Annotated in this window: 23 protein-coding genes; 18 read left to right on the top strand and 5 right to left on the bottom strand. The window is 73.2% G+C overall.

Annotated features, from left to right (window positions below; all coding sequences use genetic code 11):
* Positions 1–4 precede the first annotated feature (4 nt).
* Genes BM223_RS11340 through BM223_RS11320 form a run of 5 tightly spaced genes read left to right on the top strand, consistent with a single transcriptional unit; the run spans position 5 to position 5,602 of the window.
* Positions 5–2,002 carry a branched-chain amino acid ABC transporter permease gene (locus BM223_RS11340; protein WP_082003598.1) on the top strand — a complete coding sequence of 666 codons (1,998 nt, stop codon included), beginning with the start codon at positions 5–7 and terminating at the stop codon, positions 2,000–2,002.
* A 3-nt stretch (positions 2,003–2,005) separates the two neighbouring features.
* Complete coding sequence (locus BM223_RS11335) at positions 2,006–2,788, top strand: ABC transporter ATP-binding protein (protein ID WP_052138386.1); 783 nt, start codon at positions 2,006–2,008, stop codon at positions 2,786–2,788.
* Entirely contained in the window at positions 2,785–3,492 is a 708-nt protein-coding gene (locus BM223_RS11330; protein ID WP_038677798.1) for an ABC transporter ATP-binding protein, read from the top strand. The genes BM223_RS11335 and BM223_RS11330 overlap by 4 nt, the downstream gene beginning before the upstream one ends.
* Entirely contained in the window at positions 3,489–5,063 is a 1,575-nt protein-coding gene (locus tag BM223_RS11325) for a choice-of-anchor P family protein (protein WP_038677799.1), read from the top strand. The genes BM223_RS11330 and BM223_RS11325 overlap by 4 nt, the downstream gene beginning before the upstream one ends.
* A gap of 2 nt (positions 5,064–5,065) precedes the next feature.
* Positions 5,066–5,602 carry a hypothetical protein gene (locus BM223_RS11320; protein ID WP_038677800.1) on the top strand — a complete coding sequence of 179 codons (537 nt, stop codon included), beginning with the start codon at positions 5,066–5,068 and terminating at the stop codon, positions 5,600–5,602.
* Here the strand turns inward: BM223_RS11320 and BM223_RS11315 are convergent.
* On the bottom strand, positions 5,586–6,761 hold the full coding sequence (locus tag BM223_RS11315; RefSeq protein WP_038677801.1) for an MFS transporter: 1,176 nt from the start codon (positions 6,759–6,761) through the stop codon (positions 5,586–5,588). The genes BM223_RS11320 and BM223_RS11315 overlap by 17 nt on opposite strands.
* 45 nt (positions 6,762–6,806) lie before the next feature.
* On the opposite strand from BM223_RS11315, the gene BM223_RS11310 reads away from it, so the two are divergent.
* The 6 genes from BM223_RS11310 (at position 6,807) to BM223_RS11285 (ending at position 13,437) form a co-directional block, all read left to right on the top strand.
* Positions 6,807–7,373 (top strand): histidine phosphatase family protein, encoded by a 567-nt coding sequence (locus BM223_RS11310; RefSeq protein WP_038677802.1) that lies wholly within the window; start codon positions 6,807–6,809, stop codon positions 7,371–7,373.
* 39 nt (positions 7,374–7,412) lie between these two features.
* The gene (locus tag BM223_RS11305) at positions 7,413–8,111 is read left to right on the top strand and encodes a DUF6758 family protein (protein WP_235319210.1); all 699 of its coding nucleotides are present in this window, start codon (positions 7,413–7,415) and stop codon (positions 8,109–8,111) included.
* Between the two features lie 74 nt (positions 8,112–8,185).
* On the top strand, positions 8,186–10,165 hold the full coding sequence (locus BM223_RS11300) for a CASTOR/POLLUX-related putative ion channel (RefSeq protein ID WP_052138387.1): 1,980 nt from the start codon (positions 8,186–8,188) through the stop codon (positions 10,163–10,165).
* 97 nt (positions 10,166–10,262) lie between these two features.
* Positions 10,263–11,918, top strand: a complete 1,656-nt coding sequence (locus BM223_RS11295) for a bifunctional lysylphosphatidylglycerol flippase/synthetase MprF (RefSeq protein WP_052138388.1) — start codon at positions 10,263–10,265, stop codon at positions 11,916–11,918.
* A gap of 32 nt (positions 11,919–11,950) precedes the next feature.
* A complete protein-coding gene (locus BM223_RS11290) occupies positions 11,951–12,832 on the top strand; it encodes a PHP domain-containing protein (RefSeq protein WP_038677803.1) in 882 nt (293 codons plus the stop codon).
* A complete protein-coding gene (locus BM223_RS11285; RefSeq protein ID WP_038677804.1) occupies positions 12,829–13,437 on the top strand; it encodes a MarC family protein in 609 nt (202 codons plus the stop codon). Before BM223_RS11290 ends, BM223_RS11285 begins: the two co-directional genes overlap by 4 nt.
* 111 nt (positions 13,438–13,548) lie before the next feature.
* Here the strand turns inward: BM223_RS11285 and BM223_RS11280 are convergent, their stop codons facing one another.
* Positions 13,549–14,310: an SDR family NAD(P)-dependent oxidoreductase gene (locus BM223_RS11280; protein ID WP_038677805.1), complete on the bottom strand. Its 762-nt coding sequence runs from the start codon at positions 14,308–14,310 to the stop codon at positions 13,549–13,551.
* Positions 14,311–14,382: 72 nt separating this feature from the next.
* On the opposite strand from BM223_RS11280, the gene BM223_RS11275 reads away from it, so the two are divergent.
* Both BM223_RS11275 and BM223_RS11270 read left to right on the top strand, forming a co-directional pair.
* Complete coding sequence (locus BM223_RS11275) at positions 14,383–15,174, top strand: ParA family protein (protein WP_038677806.1); 792 nt, start codon at positions 14,383–14,385, stop codon at positions 15,172–15,174.
* A 1-nt stretch (position 15,175) separates the two neighbouring features.
* The gene (locus tag BM223_RS11270; RefSeq protein ID WP_052138389.1) at positions 15,176–15,955 is read left to right on the top strand and encodes a L,D-transpeptidase; all 780 of its coding nucleotides are present in this window, start codon (positions 15,176–15,178) and stop codon (positions 15,953–15,955) included.
* 51 nt (positions 15,956–16,006) lie between these two features.
* Here BM223_RS11270 and BM223_RS11265 read toward each other — a convergent pair whose 3' ends face one another.
* Entirely contained in the window at positions 16,007–17,464 is a 1,458-nt protein-coding gene (locus BM223_RS11265) for a DEAD/DEAH box helicase (RefSeq protein ID WP_038677807.1), read from the bottom strand.
* Between the two features lie 242 nt (positions 17,465–17,706).
* Here BM223_RS11265 and BM223_RS11260 point away from each other — a divergent pair, with 242 nt between their 5' ends.
* Together BM223_RS11260 and BM223_RS11255 are read left to right on the top strand one after the other, a co-directional pair.
* Positions 17,707–18,396, top strand: coding sequence for a ferritin-like fold-containing protein (locus BM223_RS11260; RefSeq protein ID WP_038677808.1), 690 nt, complete (start codon positions 17,707–17,709; stop codon positions 18,394–18,396).
* Complete coding sequence (locus BM223_RS11255; protein WP_038677809.1) at positions 18,393–18,836, top strand: nuclear transport factor 2 family protein; 444 nt, start codon at positions 18,393–18,395, stop codon at positions 18,834–18,836. The genes BM223_RS11260 and BM223_RS11255 overlap by 4 nt, the downstream gene beginning before the upstream one ends.
* On the opposite strand, the gene BM223_RS11250 is transcribed toward BM223_RS11255, so the two are convergent.
* Positions 18,814–19,701: a sterol desaturase family protein gene (locus tag BM223_RS11250; RefSeq protein WP_038677810.1), complete on the bottom strand. Its 888-nt coding sequence runs from the start codon at positions 19,699–19,701 to the stop codon at positions 18,814–18,816. The two genes, BM223_RS11255 and BM223_RS11250, sit on opposite strands and share 23 nt — an antisense overlap.
* A gap of 105 nt (positions 19,702–19,806) precedes the next feature.
* On the opposite strand from BM223_RS11250, the gene BM223_RS11245 reads away from it, so the two are divergent.
* Positions 19,807–20,442, top strand: coding sequence for a TetR/AcrR family transcriptional regulator (locus BM223_RS11245; protein ID WP_052139262.1), 636 nt, complete (start codon positions 19,807–19,809; stop codon positions 20,440–20,442).
* Here the strand turns inward: BM223_RS11245 and BM223_RS11240 are convergent.
* Positions 20,432–20,794 (bottom strand): YidH family protein, encoded by a 363-nt coding sequence (locus tag BM223_RS11240; RefSeq protein WP_038677812.1) that lies wholly within the window; start codon positions 20,792–20,794, stop codon positions 20,432–20,434. The genes BM223_RS11245 and BM223_RS11240 overlap by 11 nt on opposite strands.
* A 115-nt stretch (positions 20,795–20,909) precedes the next feature.
* On the opposite strand from BM223_RS11240, the gene eno reads away from it, so the two are divergent.
* Both eno and BM223_RS11230 read left to right on the top strand, forming a co-directional pair.
* Entirely contained in the window at positions 20,910–22,187 is a 1,278-nt protein-coding gene (gene eno / locus BM223_RS11235; protein ID WP_038677813.1) for a phosphopyruvate hydratase, read from the top strand.
* A 29-nt stretch (positions 22,188–22,216) separates the two neighbouring features.
* Entirely contained in the window at positions 22,217–22,822 is a 606-nt protein-coding gene (locus BM223_RS11230; protein ID WP_052138390.1) for an FtsB family cell division protein, read from the top strand.
* The last annotated feature ends 40 nt before the right edge of the window (positions 22,823–22,862 follow it).

Below are 22,862 nucleotides of genomic sequence, written 5' to 3'. Positions count from 1 at the left end.
CGTCATGGGATCACTCTTCGCCTTCACCCTGCTGGGCCTGTTCACGGGCGCGGCCTACGCGATCATGGCCAGCGGCCTGGTCCTCACCTACACGACGACGCGGGTCTTCAACATCGCTCATGGCGCCTTCGGCATGCTGCTCTCCTTCGTCTTCTGGGACTTCACCCAGCGCCAGGGCGTGCCCACCTGGCTCGCGCTCGTCCTGGTGCTCGGCGTGGTGGCGCCCGCGATCGGCTGGTTCATCCAGCGCTTCGTCACCCGCGGCCTGGGGGAGGGGCCGGTCTCGGTGGCGCTCGTGGTCACCGTCGGCCTGCTCGTCGGCCTGATCGGCCTGGCCCAGCAGCTGTGGCCGCCGGAGCCGCGGGTGCTGCTGCCGTTCTACTCCGGGACGGGCTGGAAGGTGGGCGACACCTTCATCACCGCCCACCAGCTGATCACGCTCGTGTGCGCGGTCGGGGTCGCGGTCGGCCTCTACCTGCTGCTCAACCGCACCCGGATCGGCACCGCGATGCGGGCCTCGGTCGACAACCCCGAGCTGCTCAAGCTGTTCGGCGGCAAGCCCGACCGGGTCGCGGCGCTGTCGTGGGCGATCGGCATCTCGCTCGCCGCGCTCGGCGGCATCCTGCTCACGCCCGTCGTGCTGCTCGACTACTACGCGCTCACGCTCCTCGTCATCAACGCGTACGCCGCCGCGATGCTCGGGCGGCTCAAGAGCCTGCCGATGACCTTCGCCGGCGCGATGGCGCTCGGCATCCTCGAGTCGCTCGCGGTGGGCTACCTGCCCACCGACGGCTTCCTGAGCTCCTTCCGGCCGGTGATCCCGGCGCTCTTCCTGTTCGCGATCGTCGTGCTGATGCCCCAGGCCCAGCTGCGGATCGGCCAGGTCAAGGGCATCGTCACCGCGCCGCTGCCGACGATGCGCAAGTCCCTCGGGTCGGGCGCCGTCCTGCTCGCGGTGGCGTTCGTGGTCATCAACGTGGTCGCGCCCAACCAGGTGCTGCTCATCGGCGTCGCGGCGACCTACGCGATGGTGATGCTGTCCCTCGTCCTCCTCACCGGGTACGGCGGCCACGTCTCCCTCGCCCAGTTCACCTTCGCCGGCGTCGGTGCGCTCACCTACGCCAAGCTCGACGAGCCCAACCTGTTCGGGCTGGCCATGGCCGCGCTCGTCGCCGCCGGGGTCGGTGCGCTGGTCGCGCTGCCGGTGCTGCGGCTGACCGGGCTCTACCTCGCGCTGTCGACCATGGCGTTCGCCGTCCTCATGGACAAGGTCGTCTTCAACGCCGACTTCGCGTTCAAGTTCAACGGGACGCTCGCGGCCGACCGGCTCTCGATCCTCGGCGTGCGGATCGGCAAGGACACCTCCTACGTGTGGTTCATGGTGCTGGCGTTCGTGCTGCTCGCCCTGGCCCTGCTCGTGCTGCGCCGCGGCGCGCTCGGCCGGCTCCTCATCGCCATGCGCGACAGCCCGTCGGCCTGCGGCACGCTCGGCCTCGACATGCGCTGGTTCCGGGTCGGCCTGTTCGCGCTCTCGGCCGGCATCGCCGGCCTGGCCGGTGGCCTGTTCGCCGGGCTGCGCGGGACCGTCGGCGCCGCCGACTTCCTCTACTTCCAGTCCCTGCTCGTGCTGCTGCTCGCGGTCGTCTTCGGTGCCACCTCGGTCACCGGCGCCCTGCTCGGCGGGACGGCGCTCATGCTGCTGCCCGAGCTGCAGGCCTCGTCGCCGCAGCTGGCCGGCCTGATGTTCGTGGTGATCGGCTTCGGCGCGGTGCTGCTGGGCCGCGACCCCAACGGCCTCGCCAACCACCTGTTCAAGGTGGCCCGCTGGGTCGGCGACCGGGTGGCGCCCGGCCTCGACGAACGGCTGCAGAGCCTGCTGCCCCGCGGCGGTGGGCGCGCCGGCAGCGCCGACGGCGCCGACGGGGCGGTCGACGTCCCGCTGGTCGACGTGCCCGGCGCCGGTGCCGGTCCCGATGCCCGCGTGATCGAGAAGGTGGTCTGAGCCATGGCCCTGCTCGAGGTCGACGACGTCGTCGTCCGGTTCGGCGGCGTGACCGCCGTCAACCGGGCCACCTTCACCGCGGACCGCGGCCAGATCACCGGCCTGATCGGCCCCAACGGTGCCGGCAAGACGACGTGCTTCAACGTGATCACCGGCCTGCAGCGCCCCACCAAGGGCAAGGTCCGCTACCGCGAGCGCGACGTGACCGGGTGGCCCGTGCACAAGCGGGCCAAGCACGGCGTGGGTCGCACGTTCCAGCGGCTCGAGGCGTTCGGCTCGCTCAGCGTGCGCGACAACGTGCGGGTCGCGCACGAGATCCACGGCGGACCGCTGGCCTGGTTCGGCCGGTCGCGGACCAACATCGAGGCGCTGCTCGACCGCGTCGGCATCCGCGACTACGCCGACGAGCGCGCCGACTCGATCCCCACCGGCACCGCCCGGCTGCTCGAGCTCGCCCGCTGCCTGGCCAGCGACCCGAAGCTGCTGCTGCTCGACGAGCCGTCGTCCGGCCTCGACGAGACCGAGACCGACGCCTTCGGCGAGCTGCTCGTCGAGCTCGCCGCCGAGGGTTGCGCGGTGCTCATGGTCGAGCACGACATGGACCTCGTGATGGGCGTGTGCGACGAGATCCACGTCCTCGACTTCGGCGAGATCATCGCCTCCGGCGCTCCGGCCGCGATCCGGTCCGACCCGAAGGTGCAGCGCGCCTACCTCGGCTACTCCGACGACGACGCGGACGCCGGCCGCGACTCCGACACCAGCGTGATCGAGGCGGTGACGTCATGAGCGTGCCCATCCTGGAGGTCATCGACCTCCACGCGGCGTACGGCCGGATCGAGGTGCTGCGCGGCGTCGACCTCGCCGTGCCGCGCGGTGCCGTGATGGCACTGCTCGGGCCCAACGGCGCCGGGAAGTCGACCCTGGTCAAGGTGATCAGCGGCCAGAAGGACCCCACCTCGGGCGACATCCACCTGGGCGGCGTCCACGTCCGCAAGGCGAGCTCCGACGAGCTCGCCCGGGTCGGGCTCTGCACGATCCCCGAGGGCCGGTCGGTGTTCCCCAACCTCACGGTCGAGGAGAACCTCACCCTGATGTCCTACGCGGGCGTGCCGGCGCCGGCGATCCTCGAGACCGCCTACAGCTACTTCCCGCGGCTGCACGAGCGCCGCCACCAGCTCGCCGGCACGATGTCGGGCGGCGAGCAGCAGATGCTCGCCATGTCGCGGGCGCTCGCCTCCGACCCGGCGCTGCTGCTCCTCGACGAGCTGTCGATGGGCCTGGCGCCGCTGATCGTCGACGAGCTCTACGAGACCGTCGCCCGGATCGCCGAGTCCGGGGTGTCCATCCTCTGCATCGAGCAGTTCGCCCGCACCGCGCTGCGGGTCGCCGACTACGCCGCCGTGATGAGCGGCGGTCGCATCGTGGCCTCCGGTGAGCCGGGGGAGATCCTCGACACCATGGCCGACGTCATCCTGGGGGGAGCAGCATGAGCCGGTACCGACTTCTCATCGCCGGAGGCATCGTCGCCTCGATGGTGCCGATGGCCACCGGGCCGGCCGCCGCGCCTGCTGCGGCCGCCGCGCCGGCGTACGGCGGCTTCTCGACGACGGCGTGGTCCGCGCCGATCCGGATCGAGGTCTACGAGCCCAGCCTCCCCATCCCGGCGGACCCGCAGCTCGAGATGGAGATGGGCTACAGCAAGGTCAAGGCCGACTCGGGCCAGTCGACCGGCCGGGCCAGCCTGTTCTGGCCGGGCGACCCGGTCGGCGAGGGCCTGAAGACGTTCGCCGAGCAGCTGGGGCTGCCCTCGACGCCGCTGACCGAGAACGGCTACCCGGTCCAGGTCAATTCGCAGTTCCCGGGCGACACCCCGACCCAGAGCGACGAGAAGATCCCCGGCACGATCATGCGCACGACGTCCGGCGACAAGACGGCGACCGCCGAGACGGGCTTCTCGCCCGACGGCGCCGTGCTCGGCCCCGACGCGGCCGACGGCGGAGGCAAGGCCCCGGCCGGCGGCAACCCGCTGACCCAGCTGCTCGACCAGCTCAGCGGCGCGCTCACCGGCGGCCTGGCCGGCCAGAAGAAGACCGCCGCACCGGGGCTGCCGCCCGAGCTGGCCGCGCTCGTCGACGTCGACGGCTACGTGTCGAGCAGCACGATGTCCGCAGCCGACGGCCCGGTCAAGAGCGCCTCCCGTGCGACGCTCGGCGAGATCCGGCTGCTCGGCGGCCTGATCACGCTGGGCGGCGTCGAGTCGGTCGCCAGGGTCACCTCCGACGGGGCGAAGGGCAAGGCCACCGGCAAGGCGACCTGGGGCAAGCTGGCGATCGCCGGCCAGGAGTTCTCGGTCGGTCCCGACGGCGTGAGCGCCCCGGGCAAGACCACGCCGATCCCGGGGCTCAACAAGCTGCCGGTCGCAGCGCTCGAGAAGCTCGGCGTGAAGTTCGAGATCCCCGCGCCGGTCCGCAAGGTCGACGGCGACGCCGCGACGAGCCTGTCCGAGGGCCTCAAGATCACGATCGACACCAAGATCCTCGCGCCAGTGCTCAAGCTGCTGCCGACCAACATCCTGGCGCAGCTGATCCCGGCCCAGGCGGGACCGCTGAAGGGCGTCGTGGCCGGCCTGTCCAGCCTCGCGCCGAAGATCGTGGTCACCCTGGGCGTCGCCTCGGCGAACGTCGACACGGTGCCGCCGATCGCGAACGTCCCGACACCCGGCACGGCGGCACCGCCCGCCGCCGGTACGCCGCCCGCGGCCTCCGGCGGCAAGCCCGCGGCCGGCTCGGTCGGCGTCCCGCCCGCGGCCGGTCCGGCCCCCGTCGGCGCGGCGCCGGTGGCCGGTGGCGGCGCGCCCGTGGCCGACCTGGCCGACGCGGCCCCGGCCAGTGCCGGGCTGCCCGAGCTGTTCTCCATCCCGGGGATGCTCCTCCTCGGCGCCTTCCTCCTCGCCGCCTTCGCCGGCAGCTGGTTCCGCCGGCTCGGCGTCCTCGCCCTCGGTGCCGGCGCGTCCTGCTCCCACGGCCTCGACAGCGGCCTCCCCGACCTCCGAAAGGCATGACCATGACCGCAAGCAGCCTGCCGCGCGTCGGCGACGCGTCCTCCCGCTCCGGCGTCGCGCCGCTCAAGGACAACTACTACGCCCTGCTCCAGGTCGTGCTCTTCTGGGCGGGCGCGATCATGCTGCCGCTCGGCATCGTCGTCATCATCCTCGGCTGGTACGGCGCCGCGAACACGCCGTACCAGTGGGACCAGATGTCGTACGTCGTCTCCGGCGGCATGCTCGGCCTCGGCCTCACCTTCGTCGGCGGCTTCCTCTACTTCGGCGCCTGGCTGGCCCGGATCGCCGCCGACGGGCGCGAGTCGTCCAAGCGGCTCGCCGACACGCTGCTCGTGCTCGCCGAGGTGACCGCCACCAACGCGCGCACCGACGAGCAGGGCCTCGACGTGGGCGCGATCCCCGTCGTCGCCGGCGACGGGACGACGATGCACCGGCGCGACTGCGCTCTCATCGCGCACCGCGACGACCTCACGCCGGTGGGCGAGAACAACGCCCACCTGACGACGTGCCGGGTGTGCCGGCCTACCGCTCGGCGCTGACCTCGGGGCTCTCGGTCTGCGCCGCGGGCCGGCCGGTGCCGAACCAGCGCGCCAGCGGCAGCAGCGCGAGCACGAGCACCATCGGCACGACGAAGCCGTAGCGCAGCTCGTCCTTGCCCACGACGCCGGTGAGCACCGCGCCCAGCAGACCGCCGACGTAGTTGAACTGGTTGAAGCGGGCGATCACCGCGTCGACCCGCTCGACCGAGCCGCCGGCGATCCGGGCGGCAGCGGAGAAGCTCAGCGGCGCCACGACCGAGATGCCGGCGCCGGTGAGCGTGAAGCCGAGGACGGCGACGCCCCAGGTCGGCGCAGCGGTGACCACGACGAGCCCGGCGCAGGCAACGACGGCCCCGATGCGCAGGACCGGCACGGCGCCGTACCGCAGGACGATGCGGTCGCCCGCCATCCGCACGGCGAGGCTGGCGACCAGGTAGGGGAGCGTCGCGAGGGCGACGAAGCGCGAGGGCGCGTCGACCACCTCGTCGAGGTAGACCGCGCCCCAGGTCTGGGCGGCGGTGTCGACCATGTAGAAGACGACCATGCCGAGGCCGACCATGAGGATCGGGCGCCAGGGCACGGCGATCGCGGTCGAGCCCGTCGCCACCGCGGTCGCCGTCTCGGTGTCGCGCGGCAGGAAGCGTGCCCCCGCGACGATCAGGGGGAGCACGGCGAGGCCGGCGGTCCAGGCCAGGTCGACGTCCGCGGTCGCGAGCGTGAGCGCGGCGCCGAGCAGGCCGCCGAAGGTCCACGCGCCGTGGAAGCTCGGCAGGATCGGCCGGCCGTAGCGCAGCTCGAGCGCCACCGCCTGCATGTTCGTGGTCGCGTCGACCATGCCCAGCCCGACGCCGTAGACCGCGACCCCGGCCAGGTACGCCGCCCACACCGGCGCCGCGAGCATCAGCCCGGCGCCGACCGTGACGAGCACCAGCCCGGCGCGCAGCACGGACGCGCTCGCCGTGCGCGCCGCGAGCCTCTCGGCGACGACCGAGCCCGCCCCGGCCAGTAGGACGATGGCGAGCAGCACTCCCGAGATCCCGAGCTCGGAGAGGTCCCAGCGGTCCTTGATCTCCGGCAGCCGCGTGGTCAGGCCGATGAAGACGAAGCCCTGGGTGGCGAACGCGGCCGCGATCGCCAGGCGGTGACGGGACAGGGGCATGCCCGGATCCTGCCACCGAGGGCACCTCGCTGGCAGGATGTCCGCATGGCCGATTCCGCCTTTCTGGTCCGGCACGGGGCGACCGAGTGGAGCGTCTCGGGGCGGCACACCTCGACCACCGACCTGCCGCTGCTCCCCGAGGGCGAGGACGTCGCCCGCGGGCTGCCCGCGCGCCTGGCGGGGCCGTCGTACTCCCTGGTGCTGACGAGTCCCCTCAAGCGCGCCCGCCGCACCGCCGAGCTCGCCGGCTTCCCCGATGCCGAGATCACCGACGACCTCCTCGAGTGGCGCTACGGCGACTACGAGGGCCGCACCACCGCGCAGATCCGCGAGGAGGTGCCGGGCTGGACCGTGTGGACCCACCCGTGCCCCGGCGGCGAGAGCGCGGCCGACGTCGCGGCCCGCTGCGACCGCGTCGTCGAGCGGATCCGGGCCGCCGAGGCCGCGGGGCCGGTGCTGCTCTTCGCGCACGGCCACGTCCTGCGCGCCCTCGCCGCGCGCTGGCTCGGGCAGCCCGTCGCCGGCGGTCGCAGCTACCGGCTCGACACCGCGACCGTGTCGACGCTGGGACGTGAGCGCGAGACGCCGGTGCTGGTGAGGTGGAACGCGTGATGCTTGACGAACGAGCCCGCGCGCAGGACGGTGTCGGTCATGCCGACCGATGAGCCCGCGCCGGGAGAGGGCGCCGGAGACGTCGCGGTGCGGACCGAGTGCCCGCGCTGCCCCGCGCCCGTGGCCGAGGTCGGCAACGGGCTGTGGTCCTGCCCCGAGCACGGCGTGGTCGTCCCGCTGTGGCGGCCCACCACGTCGTCGTACGAGGCGTTCGCGGGGCACCTGCTGCGGGTGGGCCGGTTCCCGACGTACCTGCCCTGGCCGCTCGGGCCGGGCTGGGCGGTCAGCGACTTCGCTGCCGTGGTCGCCGAGGGGGAGTTCCCGCGCGCCACGATGACCTGCGTGGCCGGCACCAGCCAGCTCGACGGCCCGGTCGACGTCATGGTGATCAGCGAGGAGCCGGGCACCGGCTTCGGCGCCCGGGTCGCGGGCCTCGGCGCCGCCGAGGGGACCGACCCCCTCGACCCCGGCCGCGAGGTCGGCGACGGGCCGGCGCCGGTCCGGGTCCGCGTCGACCAGTACCCCGTCGGCCTCTGGCCGGTCTCGGTCAGCACCTCGCCGGGGGAGTGGGACCGCTCGGTGCTCGCGGGCGAGGCGGGCGGGCGCTGGCTGTGGCTGGTGCTGCGGCCGGCCTCGGCGATCCTGCTGCTGCGCGACGACTGGATCCTGCGCGATGTCTCCGCGACCGGCCCCCAGCTGGTCGCCCTGCCGTTCGGAGGGCCCGCCCCCTCCTGGTGAGGCCGATTCCGGCGTTCGGGCGCGCGGAGCGGTCCGGATGCGGGACGATCCTCCGTCGGGACGAGGAGGACACCATGGCACGCAACGCGCAGACCCTGCGGCGTCGTACGGCGGAGGCGATCGGGCAGCAGCGCACCGGGACGACGGTCCGCCCGGGGCCGCCCGCGGTCGGCCTGCGGGCCCGCCTCCGGTACGCCTTCGACAACACGATGTCCCGCGGCACGCCCGCGCTGGTGGCCTGGCTGTTCGTCGTCACCGTGCTGCTCGTGGTCGTCTTCGCTGTCATCGACATCGTCACCGGGATGCGCGAGCAGCACATCGGCTTCTGGGAGGCGGCCTTCCAGGCGCTGCTCCACGCGCTCGACCCCGGCACGGTCGCCGGCGACACGGGCGCCCGCTGGAGCTTCATCGTCACGATGCTGGTGCTCACCGTGGCCGGCCTCTTCATCGTCAGCGCGCTCATCGGCGTCATCGCGGCCGGCATCGACGCCCGGATCGCCGAGCTGCGCCGCGGCCGCTCCGTCGTCCTGGAGTCGGACCACACGGTGATCCTGGGCTGGTCGGACTCGATCTTCACCGTGATCAGCGAGCTCACCATCGCCAACGAGAGCCGCCGGCGTCCCGTCGTCGCGGTGCTCGCCGACCGCGACAAGGTCGAGATGGAGGAGGAGATCCGGGCCAAGGTCGGCGCGCTGCGCGGCACCCGGGTCGTGTGCCGGTCGGGCTCGCCGGCCGACCTCGACGACCTGGCGATCGTCAGCCCGCGCGCCGCCCGCTCGGTCGTGCTGCTCTCGCCCGACGCCGGTGGTCGCGACCGGGCGAGCTTCGACCCCGACCGCGAGGTCGTCAAGTCGCTCCTCGCCCTGCGCTCGACGCTGGGCACCGACGCCGGTCCGCGCGTCGTCGCGCAGCTGCGCGACCCCGCCAACCTCGAGGTGGCCCGCCTGATCGGGCGCGACCGGCCCGGGGGCCTGTCCCTCCTCGACATCCGCGAGACCGTCGCCAAGCTGGTCGTGCAGACCTCGCGGCAGTCCGGCGCCGCCGCCGTGTACCGCGAGCTCTTCGACTACGACGGCGACGAGATCTACTTCGTCGAGGACCACCCGCTCGCCACGTCGACCTACGCCGACGCGCTGCTGCACTACGAGACGCTCAGCGTGATCGGCGTCGTCGAGGGCGGCGCCGTCCGGCTCAACCCGCCCGCGGACACGGTCATCGGCTCCCGCGCGCTGGTCGTCGTCGCCGAGGACGACTCGATCCTGGGCGACGCCCCGCGCTCCACCGCCGTCGCCGACCTCGCGGCTGTCGCCGAGGCGCCCGTCGAGGAGCTCCACGCCACCCATGCAGTGGTGCTCGGCTGGAACGAGCGGGCCCCGATCATCCTCAGCGAGCTCGACCGGTACGCCGCGCCGGGCTCGACCCTGACCGTGGTGACCGAGCACGGCACGCCCGTCGTCCCGCCGACGCAGCACCTGGCCGTCACCGTCGTCCAGGCCGGCACCACCCGCCGCGCGGTGCTCGACGAGCACGTCCCCGCGGACTGCGACCAGGTGATCGTGCTCTGCTACTCCGACGACCTCGATGCCGAGGCCGCCGACGCGACGACGCTCGTCACCCTGCTCCACGTGCGCGACATCCTCGCCACCTCGGACAGCAGCACGCCGGTGATCAGCGAGATGATGGACGACCGCAACCGAGTGCTCGCCCAGGTCGCCGACATCGACGACGTCGTCGTCAGCGGCGAGATCGTCAGCCTCATCGTCACCCAGCTCTCCGAGGACGCCCGGATCGAGCCGGTCTTCCACGACCTGCTCCAGGCCGAGGGCAGCGAGATCTACCTGCGCCCCGCCGAGGGGTACGTCCACCCGGGCCGCGAGGTCGCCTGGGCGACCGTCGTCGCCGCGGCCGCGCGCCGGGGCGAGACCGCCATCGGCTTCTCGTCGCCGGCGCTGGCCGAGGCCGGCTCGCGCTTCGGCGTCGTCGTCAACCCGCCGAAGTCGGAGCGGATCACCGTCGCGCCGGGCGACCGGGTCGTGGTGCTCGCCGAGCTCTGAGGTCGTCGCCCCACCTGCAGATGGTGGTGCGGGCACTACCCCGAGTCGGGCCCGTGCTCCACTGACACGACGGCCCGGCACGACGAGGCTGGACGACATGCCAGCCACCGAGTCCTCCGTCCGCCGCCGGCCGTTCACGATCGCCGGCCTCCTGCTGCTCGTCATCGTCGGCATCGCGACCGGCGCCGCCACCGGCGACGTCCTCGACCACGGCTGGGGCCGTGCCCTGGCCTACGGGCCGGACGCGCTCGCGTCCGGCCACTGGTGGACGCTGCTGACCGGCCCGCTGCTGGCGATCTCCCCGTGGTGCTACGTGCCGGTGCTGCTCAGCTTCGGGCTGTGCGCCGGGTTCGCCGAGCGCCGGCTCGGGACGCTGCGCACGGCACTGCTCTGGCTGGTGACCCAGGTCGGCAGCGTGGTGGTGGCCAGCCTGCTCGTGCTGGCACTCGGCCCGGACTCGTTGCAGCACGCCCGCGACGTCGGGCCGTCGGGCGGCGCGCTCGCGCTCGGCGCGGTGATGACCGCCTTCCTCGGCACGGTCGCGCGCCGGGTCACCCGGGTCGGCCTGGTCGGCTATGTCGTGCTCTCCGTGCTCCTGGTCGGGCACCTCGCCGACGTCGTCCACCTGGTCGCCGTCGGCGCGGGCCTGCTGATCGGCACCGCGATCGGCCCGCGCCGCGGGCCCGTCGTCAACCGGGACCGGGCGGTCGAGCACCTGCGCCGCGACGGCGGCGGCACGCTGTCGTGGATGACCACCTGGCCCGGCGTCCGCTACTTCTACGACCCGCGCGGCGAGGGCTACATCGCGTACCGCCGGCACCTCGGTGTGGCCCTGGCCCTCGGCGACCCGATCGGCACGCCGGACTGGCGGGTCCGTGCCGCGGGGGAGTTCGCCGCCTTCTGCGCCGACGAGCACCTCGTGCCCAGCCACTTCGCGGTGACCGGTCCGGTGGCCCGCGCGGTCGGCGGCCGCAGCCTGCAGATCGGCGAGGACACGCTGCTCGACCTGCCCGACCTGGAGTTCCGCGGCAAGCGCTGGCAGGACGTGCGCACGGCCCGCAACCGGGCGGCCCGCGACGGCATCCGGTTCGAGCTCGTCGTCCTCGCGGACGCCGACCCGCGCATCGCCGCCCAGGTGCGCGAGATCAGCGCCGGCTGGCTGCGCCGCCAGCGCACCCCCGAGCTCGGCTTCACCCTCGGCGGCGTCGACCACGCCATGGACCCGCGGGTGCGGGTCGCCCTGGCCCTCGACGCCGACGACCGGGTGCACGGCTTCCTCTCGTGGCTGCCGGTCCACGGCGGGCAGGGCCGCATCGAGGGGTGGACGCTCGACCTGATGCGCCGCCCGGACGACGGCTTCCGGCCGGCGATCGAGTTCCTCATCGCCGAGTCCTGCCTGGCCTTCCGGGCCGAGGGAGCCCGCGTGGTCTCGCTCTCGGCGGCGCCGCTGGCGCGGAGCGAGGGGGAGCCCGACGGCTGGCTGCAGCGCGGCCTGGAGCGCTCGGCGCGCCTGCTCGAGCCGCTCTACGGCTTCTCGTCGCTGCACGCCTTCAAGGCCAAGTTCTCCCCGCGCTGCGAGGCGCTGCACCTCACCTACCGCTCCCTGACCGAGCTGCCGCGGATCGGTGCCGCGGTGCTGGTCGCCTACCTGGTCACCCCGAAGACGCGGGACGCCAGCACGCCGCTCACCCTGCCGGAGCGGGTCGCGGCCGAGCACGGCGAGCGCGCCGAGCGGGAGCGCGTGGCCGCCTGACGGGCACCGGGCGGGAGCACTAACCTCGTACGGTGACGATCGACCTCCACACCCACTCCAGCGTCAGCGACGGCACCGAGCCGCCCGCGGCGCTGGTCCGGGCGGCGGCTGCCGCCGGGCTCGAGGTCGTCGCCCTGACCGACCACGACACCACCGCCGGGTGGGACGAGGCGGCTGCGGCCGCCGTCGAGGTGGGCATCGGCCTGGTCCGCGGCATCGAGGTCAGCACCCGCTTCCGCGGCGCCGGCGTGCACCTGCTCGTCTACCTCCCCGACGCCGCCGACCCGGGCCTGCAGGACGAGCTCGCCCGGATCGTCGCCGGCCGCGCCGACCGGGTGCCCGCCATGCTCGCGCGGCTGCGCGAGCTCGGCATCCCCGCGACCGAGGAGGCGCTCGCCGCGGTCAGCCCGGGCAACCAGGTCACCGGCCGCCCGCACCTGGCCGACCTGCTCGTCCGGCTCGGCGTCGTCGGCGACCGGGACGAGGCGTTCGCCCGCTACCTGTCCGACGGCGGACCGGCGTACGTCGACCGCTACTCCGCCGACCTGCTCGACATGCTCGCCCGGGTCGACTCCGCCCGCGGCGTCGCCGTCGTCGCGCACCCGTGGGGGCGGGGCTCGGCCGACGTCCTCGACGAGGCGGCGTTCACGACCCTGGCCGACGCGGGCCTGGCCGGGATCGAGGTCGACCACCTCGACCACGACGCCGCCGCCCGGGCCGCGCTGCGCGCGATCGCCGTCCGGCTGGGGCTGGTGGTCACCGGCTCCAGCGACCACCACGGCGCCGGCAAGAACGGCCACGACCTCGGCGTCGAGACCACCGCTCCCGACCAGCTGCGCCGGATCCTCGACCGCGCCGCCGCGCTCGGCTCACCCACCACGCTGGCCGGCCCGGCGGGCAAGGAGCTCCGATGATCGAGCACGTCCTCCTGGTCGAGGTCTTCGTGACCCTCTTCGTGATCATGGACCCCGTCGGCACCGTGCCGATCTTCCTGTCCCTCACCGCCGGCCGCAGCCACGCCACGGCCAAGCGCGCGGCGTGGCAGGCGGTGGCGGTGTCGTTCCTGGTGATCACGCTGTTCGCGCTCTTCGGCCAGCAGGTCCTCGACTACCTGCACATCTCGCTGCCCGCGCTCCAGTGCGCCGGCGGCCTGCTGCTCCTCCTTGTCGCGCTCGAGCTGCTCACCGGCAAGGAGGAGGAGATGACCGCCTCCGCCGACGCCAACATCGCCCTCGTCCCGCTCGGCACGCCGCTCCTCGCCGGCCCGGGCGCGATCGTCGCCACGATGCTGTTCGTCCAGCAGGTCGACGACTGGTCCAGCGGCCTGTCCGTCGCGCTCGGCGTGATCGCCGTCCACCTCGCGCTGTGGGCCGCCATGCGCTACTCGCTGCCGATCCTGCGCCTGATCCGCGAGGGCGGCGTCCTCCTCGTCACCCGGATCGCCGGCCTGCTGCTCTCGGCCATCGCCGTCCAGCTCGTCGCCGACGCCGTCCGCGCCTTCATCGCCGGCGAAGGCTGACGAAGGGGCACGTTCCGGCGCACGAAGTAGCACGTTCCGGCGGTCGAGAGCGCAACCCTCGACCGCCGGTTCTTGCTCCTTCGTGCGCCGGAACGCGCTACTTCGCGGGGGTTACTTGCGGCCGAGGGACTGCAGGCGCTGCAGCGCGCCGCGGGGGACGACGCGGCTGCCGGCGACGATCGCCTTGTAGCGCTTCGACGGGATCGACATGGCGCGGCCCTTGTCGAGGTCGGCGAGTGCCTCGCGGACCAGCCGGTCGGCCTCGAGCCACAGCACCTTGGGGGCCGACGCGTCGCGGTCGATGCCGAGCCGCTCGTGGAACTCGGTCCTCACGAAGCCCGGGCACAGGGCCATCACGGTCACGCCGCGGTCGGCGTACTCGGCGTGGGCCCAGGCGCTGAACGAGTTCACCCACGCCTTGGCTGCGCTGTAGGTGCCGCGGGGGAGGAAGGCCGCCACGCTCGACACGTTGACGACGCCACCGCGGCCGCGCTCGACCATGCCGCCGAGAGCGGCGTGGGTCAGCCGCAGGACGGCGCGGACCAGCACGTCCTGCTGGGCCTGCTCGACGTCGATCGGGTTGTCGAGGAAGCGCTCCTTGAGCCCGAAGCCCGCGTTGTTGACGAGCAGGTCGACCGGGCGCTCGCGGTCGGCCACCCGGGTCTCGACCGCGGCGAGCTCGTCGAGCGAGGTCAGGTCGGCGGGGAGCACCTCGACCGCGACCCCGTACGACGTCCGCAGGTCCTCGGCGACCGTCGCGAGCCGCTCCCGGTCGCGGGCCACGAGCACGAGGTCGTCGCCGCAGGCGGCGAGCTGGCGGGCGAACTCCAGGCCGATGCCGGCGGTGGCGCCGGTCACGAGTGCGGTGGGCATGTCCGACAGTCAACCAGCCGACCCCCGGGTGTCGCCCCCCTGACGTGCCCGCGTCCGGCATGATGGACCCCGATGAACAGCGAGCCGGCTCCCCCCGTCATCCTCGCGGTCGCCAACCAGAAGGGCGGCGTCGCGAAGACCACCAGCGTCGCCTCCATCGGCGCCGCGCTGGCCGAGCGAGGTCAGTCGGTGCTGCTCGTCGACCTCGACCCCCAGGCCTGCCTGACGTTCTCGCTCGGCATCGACCCCGAGGACCTCGAGCTCTCGATCCACCACGTGCTCACCAAGGGGACCGACGTCGCCGAGACGATCATCGCCACCGACGACGGCGTCGACCTCCTCCCCGCGACGATCGAGCTCGCCCGCGCCGAGGCCGACCTGCTCACCCGCACCGGCCGCGAGCACGTCCTGCGCGGGGTCATGGAGGACCTCCAGGCCGCCGGCACCCACTACGACTGGGTGCTGCTCGACTGCCCGCCCTCGCTCGGCGTGCTCACGGTCGCGGCGCTCACCGCCGCCCAGGGCGTCCTCATCCCGCTGCAGTGCGAGACGCTCTCGCACCGCGGGGTGGGCCAGCTGCTCGACACCGTGCACGACGTCCGCCGCTTCACCAACCGCGACCTCGCGGTGTGGGGCGTGCTCCCGACGCTGTACGACGGCCGGACCAACCACGCCCGCGCGGTGCTCGACACGATCTCCGAGACCTACGACCTCGAGGTCGTCGAGCCGCCGATCCCCAAGACCATCAAGTTCGCGGAGGCGCCTGCCGCGGGCCGCTCGATCCTCGCGACCAGCCGCACCAGCAAGGGCGCCGAGGCCTACCGCGAGGTCGCCGGCTCCCTGATCGCCCGGGCGGCGCGCTGACGTGAGCCAGCCAGCAGGACGCCGCCGGGCCGAGGTCGGTCGCCGCAAGGCCCCGCCGCCGGGACGCCGTCGCGCCGAGCCGGCCGGGCGCCGCCGGGCGACCGCCGTCCGGCCCCGCTACGGACGGATCACCGCCTTCGGCGCCGCCCTCGCCGTCACCGGGCTCACCGTGGCCGGCGGCTTCGGGCTGCTGCCCTCCGGTCCCGACGGCGCCCGCGCCGTCGACGCCACGGGTGCCTCGGGCGCGATCGCGCCCCCGGCCCAGCGCACCGACGGCGAGCAGGCTCCGGCGCGCTCCGACGCCCGTCGTACGACCTCCACGCCGGGGCTCGTCGACGCCGGCGGCGGCGAGATCGCCGCGCTGAGCGAGACCACCTCCCTGCCTGCGGGCTCCGGCACCGGGCGGCGGATCGTGTTCAGCGAGGGCCGGCAGCGGGTCTGGCTGGTCGACGGCGCCGGCAAGGTGGTCCGCACCTACCTGGTCTCGGGCAGCGTCACCGACAACCTCCAGCCCGGCACCTACGCGGTCTACTCCCGCAGCCGCAACGCCATCGGGATCGACGACTCCGGCACGATGGAGTACTTCGTCCGCTTCACCCAGGGCACCCAGGGCGCCGCGATCGGCTTCCACACCATCCCGGTCGACGACGGCAAGCCGGTCCAGACCCTCGCCCAGCTCGGGTCGCCGCGCTCGCACGGGTGCATCCGCCAGGAGCGCGGCAACGCCATCGCGCTGTGGGACTTCGCGCCGATCGGCACGAAGGTCGTCGTCACCGCCTGAAAAGCACCGGAGCCCCCGGCGGACCGGGGGCTCCTGCGTGCTGGTGCCTGCTCAGGCGTCGGTGGCCGGCTTCGCGCCGCCGCCACCGCCACCGCCGCTGCGGCGACGCCGGCGACGCCGGGGCGCCTCGGTGCCGCCGTCGGCTGCCAGGGCCGCCTCCGTCGCGGTCGATGCGGTCGACGCGGTCGACGCGGCGGACTCGACCGGCTGGCCGCCCCGGGTGCGGGTGCGCGTGCGGGTCCGGTCGCGGTTGCGGGCCGGGCGCTCGGAGCGCTCGCCACGCTCGCCCCGGTCGCCACGGTCGGCGCGCGGCGCCGGCGGGGCCGGGGGCACGATCCGGCCCTTGGTCCCGGGGGCGATGCCCTGGTCGTGGAAGAGGTGCTCGGAGGTCGAGTAGGTCTCGAGCGGCTCGTCGAAGGGCAGGTCGAGCGCCTTGTTGATCATCTTCCAGCGGTGCACGTCGGTCGCGTCGACCAGCGTGATCGCGATGCCCGAGGCGCCGGCGCGGCCGGTGCGGCCGATCCGGTGGACGTAGGTCTTGTCGTCCTCGGGGCAGGTGTAGTTGACCACGTGGCTGACGCCGGAGACGTCGATGCCGCGGGCCGCGACGTCGGTCGCGACGAGGACCTTGATCTTGTCCTCGCGGAACTTCGTCAGCGCCTTCTCGCGCGCCACCTGCGCCATGTCGCCGTGCAGGGGGCTGGCCTTGAAGCCGCGCTCGACCAGGTCGTCGGCGACGCGCTGGGCCTGCCGCTTGGTGCGGGTGAAGACGATCATCTTGTCGGCGTCCTCGGCCTGCAGCAGGCGGCCGATGATCTCCGGCTTGTCGAGGTCGTGGGCGAGGTAGATGAACTGCGCGGTGGCCGGCACCGTCGCGTTCTCGTACGACGACTCGGCGCGGATGTTCATCGGGTGCCGCATGTGCATCCGGGCCAGCGAGACGATCGCGGCCGGCATGGTCGCCGAGAACAGCATGGTCTGGCGGGTCTCGGGCGTGAGCCGGAGCAGCTTCTCGACATCGGGCAGGAAGCCGAGGTCGAGCATCTCGTCGGCCTCGTCCAGCACGAGCGCGTGGACGTGGGACAGGTCGAGGACCTTGCGGTTGGCAAGGTCGATGAGGCGGCCCGGCGTGCCGACGACGATGTCGACGCCCGTCTCGAGCGCCTCGATCTGCGGCTCGTAGCCGACGCCGCCGTAGATGGTCAGGACGCGCAGGCCGCGGTCCTTGCCGGCCAGCTCGAGGTCGCCGGAGACCTGGATGGCGAGCTCGCGGGTCGGCGCCACGATGAGCGCCTGCGGCTTGCCCTGCGGGATCTCGGAGTAGTCGGGGTCGGACGGCGCGACGCTGCGCTGCAGCACCGGGATGCCGAAGGCCAGGGTCTTGCCGGTGCCCGTGCGGGCCTGACCGATCAGGTCGGTGCCGAGCAGCGCGACGGAGAGGGTCATCTCCTGGATCGCGAACGGGTGCGTGATGCCGGCCCGGTCGAGCGCGTCGCAGATCTGGGGCATGACCCCGAGGTCGCGGAAGCTGGGCGTGGTGGTCTCAGTGGTGTTCTGCGTGGAAGTCAGTGTCGTGTCGCTTTCGTGAGTGTCGTCAGCCGGTCGGCGTGGCGCCAGAATCAATGCGGCTGATTCACACTCAGCCGCGCACATACGTGGGCAGGTTGCCCGGGCGGGCCGGCTCTGGCTCCCGTCTTCCGGGGGCACGGACTGGCTCTCGCTGTGACCCATGGTACTTGTACGCTGCGCGCATGGCTGAATCCGCCGCGTCCGCCGACGCCGACCCGCTCTACCGCGAGGCGGTCGTCGACCTCCTCGGCGCCATCGCGTACGGCGAGATCTCGGCCTTCGAGCGGCTCGCCGAGGACGCCAAGCTCGCGCCGAGCCTGGCCGACAAGGTCGACCTGGCGACGATGGCGAGCGGCGAGCTCACCAAGGTCCACGCCCTGCACGACCGGCTCCGCGCGCTCGGCGCCGACCCCTTCGAGGCGATGGCGCCGTTCCGCGAGCCCCTCGACGAGTTCCACCGCCACACCGCCCCGGCCGACTGGCACGAGGGTCTGGTCAAGGCGTACGTCGGCGACGGCCTCGCCAACGACTTCTACCGCGAGATCGCGGCCTACCTCGACCCCGAGACCCGCGACCTGGTCGTGTCCTCGATGGAGGAGGGCAGCCACGCGACGTTCGTCGTCGACCGGGTGCGCGCCGCGATCGCCGACGACAGCCGCCTCGGCGGCCGGCTCGCCCTGTGGGGACGCCGGCTGATGGGCGAGGCGCTCACCCAGGCGCAGCGGGTGGCGGCCGACCGGGACGCGCTCACCGCGCTGCTCGCCGGCGGTGTCGACCGGCCCGGCCTCGACCTCGCCGCGATGGGCCGGATGTTCACCCGGCTCACCGAGCGCCACATGGCGCGGATGGGCGAGCTCGGCCTCGACGCGTGAGCACGCCCGAGCGCGCCGTCGAGCGGCTGCTGTTCCGCTATGCCGACGCCATCGACGCCGGCGACCTGGCCGCGCTCGGCGCGCTCTTCGCCCATGGCCGGATCGCCCAGGACAGCCCGGACGGTTCGCTCACCCTGGCCGAGGGCAGCACGGCGGTCGAGGCGTTCTACCGCTCCCTCGTGATCCTGTACGACGACGGCACGCCCCGCACCCGGCACCTCACGACCAACGTGAGCATCGACGTCGACGAGGCCGCGGGGACCGCGACCGGCACGGCGTCGTACACCGTGATGCAGGCGACCGAGGGGTTCGCGCTGCAGCCGATCATCGTGGGCCGCTACCGCGACGACTTCCACCGCGTCGAGGGGGAGTGGTGGTTCGGCACCCGGGCGATGTCGGTCGACCTGACCGGCGACCTCAGTCGCCACCTGCGGCGCTGAGCGTCTCGTCCCGCCGCGCGGGCGCCCAGCCCGGCGGCCCGAAGACGTAGCCCAGCCGCTCCCGCCAGCTCGCCGCGCGCCGGACGTTGCGCGCGATGGCGGCGTAGTCGCCGTACTCGAGCGTGATCAGGTTGAAGGTCTCGACCGGCTTGGTCAGCCCGTACGTCGGCCGCTGCCGCTCGGGCTGGAAGGTGCCGAACAGCCGGTCCCAGACGATGAGGATGCCGGCGTAGTTCCTGTCGAGGTACTCCGGGTCCGAGCCGTGGTGCACGCGGTGGTGCGAGGGCGTGTTGAAGACCAGCTCGACCGGGCGGGGGAGGCGGTCGATCGTCTCGGTGTGCACGAAGAACTGGTAGACGAGGTTGATCGAGAAGGCGACGTACAGCGTCCACGGCGCGAAGCCGAGGAACGGCAGCGGCAGCCAGAAGAAGAACTCGAACCAGGGGTTCCACTTCTGGCGCAGCGCGGTCGCGAAGTTCATGTACTCGCTGGAGTGGTGCGCCTGGTGGGCCGCCCAGCCGATGCTGACCCGGTGCACGAAGCGGTGGTTGCCGTAGTAGGCGAGGTCGAGACCGACGATGAGCAGCACCCAGTACCACCAGGTGTCGGTGGGCAGGTGGAACGGCGCGAGGTGGGTGGAGATGGCCGAGTAGACGACGAAGGTGCCGACCTTGAAGACGGTGAGGAAGAAGATCGAGCCGATCCCCATCGTGATCGAGGTGCGCGCATCCTTCAGCGCGTAGCCGGTGACGTTGCCGTCGTGGTCGAGCCACTTGAGGGCCGCGAGCTCGACGAGGATGCTCAGCACGAAGAAGGGGACGGCGTACGTCACCGGGTTCTGCAGCGGGTCGAGCAGGTCGTGCACGGGGACTCCTCGGTGGCGCCAGTTTCGCCGGTCGACCGGCGAAACTGTTCAAGTGACTCGAAGGTAAGTTACTACGAAGTCAATTCAATGGGTAGAGTGATCCGCATGACCACGGCCGCTCGTCGTACCGGAACCAAGGGCGTGGCCCGCCCCGAGCGCGAGCAGCAGATCCTCGAGGTCGCCGGCCGGGTCTTCGGTGCCCGCGGCTTCGCGGCCACCAATGTCGCCGACATCGCCCGCGAGGCCGGGATCTCCAAGCCGCTGATCTACAACTACTTCGGCTCCAAGGAGGGGCTCTTCGAGCGCTGCCTGGGGGAGGCGTCCGACCTGCTCATCGACGAGATCGAGCGGACCGCCGCCCTCGGCGTCGTCGGCCTCGCCCGCGCGCTGGCCACCCTCGACGGCGTCTTCGGCGTCCTCGCCGGGCGGACCTGGGTGTGGCAGGTCGCCAACGACCCCACCGCCCCGCGCACCCCCGGCGCCGACGCCCTCCTCGGCTCCTACCGCGAGCGCCTCGAGGGGCTCGCGCACGACGGCGTCGGCGAGCTCCTCGCTCTCGCCGGGGACGACGACCCGCTCGACCTCGCCGCCCTGGTCGCGGTCTGGAGCAGCGTCTTCGCCTCGCTCGTCGACTGGTGGTGCGCCCACCCCGGCGTCACCCCGGAGGAGATGAGTGCGCGGTGCGAGCGGCTGTTCGCGGCGGTGTTCGGGGCGGACGCCGCTACCACGCTCAGCGCCTGAGGAGCGCGCTCCCCAGCGCCACCACCATCAGCACCCCGACCGCACCCAGCACCACCATCCCGCCCGTGAACCCCGGGAACGCCCCGCCGGTGCGCATCGCGATCTCGGTCCGGGTCCAGCGGTGCCAGCCCACCCCGAGCGCGACGGCGGCGACGAGCACCAGGCCCACCGACAGCACGAGCCGCGCGGTGAGCGAGAACTCCAGGGCCGGTGAGCTCACCGCGACGGCGCCGGCGACCAGCGCGAGCGACGTCCGCACCCAGGCCAGGAAGGTGCGCTCGTTGGCGAGCGAGTCGCGCGGCTCGGGGTCCTGCCCGACGGAGTACACCCGGTACGGGCGGCGGTGGCTCACGGCACCAGCATGCACCAGCCCGCGGGTGCTGCCCGATCCACCGCCCCCTGCGGTCTAGGCTGACCGGCGACGACACCGTCGTCGGCATCCTCCCCGAATCCAGGAGCAGTACAACGTGGCAGCGATCGAAGCCGTCGGAGCCCGCGAGATCCTCGACTCGCGCGGCAACCCCACCGTCGAGGTCGAGGTCCTGCTCGACGACGGGTCCTTCGCCCGCGCGGCGGTCCCCAGCGGTGCCTCCACCGGCGCGTTCGAGGCGGTCGAGCTGCGCGACGGCGGCGACCGCTACGTCGGCAAGGGCGTGCACCAGGCGGTCGACGCGGTGATCCAGACGCTCGGCCCGGCCATCGAGGGTCTCGACGCGGCCGACCAGCGGCTGATCGACCAGACCCTGCTCGAGGTCGACGGCACGCCCAACAAGGCGCAGGTCGGCGCCAACGCCATCCTCGGCGTCTCGCTCGCGGTCGCCCGCGCGGCGGCCGACTCGGCCGACCTCCCGCTCTACCGCTACGTCGGTGGCCCCAACGCCCACCTGCTGCCGGTCCCGATGATGAACATCCTCAACGGCGGTGCCCACGCGGACACCAACGTCGACATCCAGGAGTTCATGATCGCGCCGATCGGTGCGCCGACCTTCCGCGAGGCGCTGCGCGTCGGCGCCGAGGTCTACCACGCGCTCAAGTCCGTGCTCAAGGAGAAGGGCCTGGCCACCGGCGTCGGCGACGAGGGCGGCTTCGCCCCCGACCTGCCGTCCAACCGGGCCGCGCTCGACCTCATCGCCGAGGCCGTCGGCAAGGCCGGCTACGAGCTCGGCAAGGACGTCGCGCTCGCGCTCGACGTCGCGGCCTCGGAGTTCTTCGAGGACGGCGCCTACACGTTCGAGGGCGAGAAGAAGACCGCGGAGCAGATGACCGCCTACTACGCCGACCTCGTCGCGTCGTACCCGATCGTCAGCATCGAGGATCCCCTCGACGAGGACGACTGGGAGGGCTGGAAGGCCATCACCGACGAGCTCGGCACCAAGACCCAGCTGGTCGGCGACGACCTGTTCGTCACCAACGTCGAGCGGCTGCAGCGCGGCATCTCCGGCGGCCAGGCCAACGCGATGCTGGTCAAGGTCAACCAGATCGGCTCGCTGACCGAGACCCTCGACGCCGTCGAGCTCGCCCACCGCAGCGGCTTCCGCAACATGATGAGCCACCGCTCGGGCGAGACCGAGGACACCACGATCGCCGACCTCGCGGTGGCGACCAACTGCGGCCAGATCAAGACCGGCGCCCCGGCCCGGTCCGAGCGGGTCGCGAAGTACAACCAGCTCCTCCGCATCGAGGACGAGCTCGGCGACGCCGCCCGCTACGCCGGCGCCGCCGCGTTCCCGCGCTACCAGGGCTGAACCGACCTTCGGCTTCCCAGGAGACCACCGTGGCTGCGACACCGGGCGACCGCCGTACGTCCCGCAAGCCGGGCCGTCCTGCCGCGGGACGGTCCGGGCCGCGGTACGCCGAGCGGCTCAAGGCCGAGCGCAAGAAGGCCGCGCGCGAGCGCGAGGCGGCCCTCGTGCGGGCGCGTGAGGAGCACCAGCAGAAGTCCCGGCTGACCAGCCGCGCGGCGATCCTGGTGCTCGTCCTCGCGGTGCTGGCGGTCTCCTACGCGTCGTCGCTGCGGGCCTACCTGCAGCAGCGCGGCAACATCGACCGGCTCGAGGCGCAGATCTCCCAGCGCCAGAGCAATATCGACGACCTCCAACGCGAGAAGGCCCGCTGGGACGACCCCGAGTTCGTCAAGCAGCAGGCCCGCGAGCGCTTCGGGTACGTCGAGAAGGGCGAGACGCCGTTCGTCGTCGTCGACGAGAACGGCAAGCCGCTCGACGCGTCCGCCGACCTGGGCGACCCGTCGACGGTGGCCGATCCCGACAAGGTGACCTGGTACGAGGGCACCTGGGAGTCGGTCAAGATCGCCGGGCACCCGCCCAAGGTGCGCGGCCCCAAGAACGAGATCCAGGCTCCCAAGGAGGACCTGAAGGAGTGAGCACCCCCCCCACCACCGACGCCGCCGGCGCCGCCGACTC

This window comes from Pimelobacter simplex, assembly GCF_900114845.1.
GTDB lineage: Bacteria > Actinomycetota > Actinomycetes > Propionibacteriales > Nocardioidaceae > Nocardioides > Nocardioides simplex.
The sequence above is the reverse complement of the archived record's forward strand: the minus strand, read 5'-3'. Positions and strand labels throughout refer to the sequence as shown.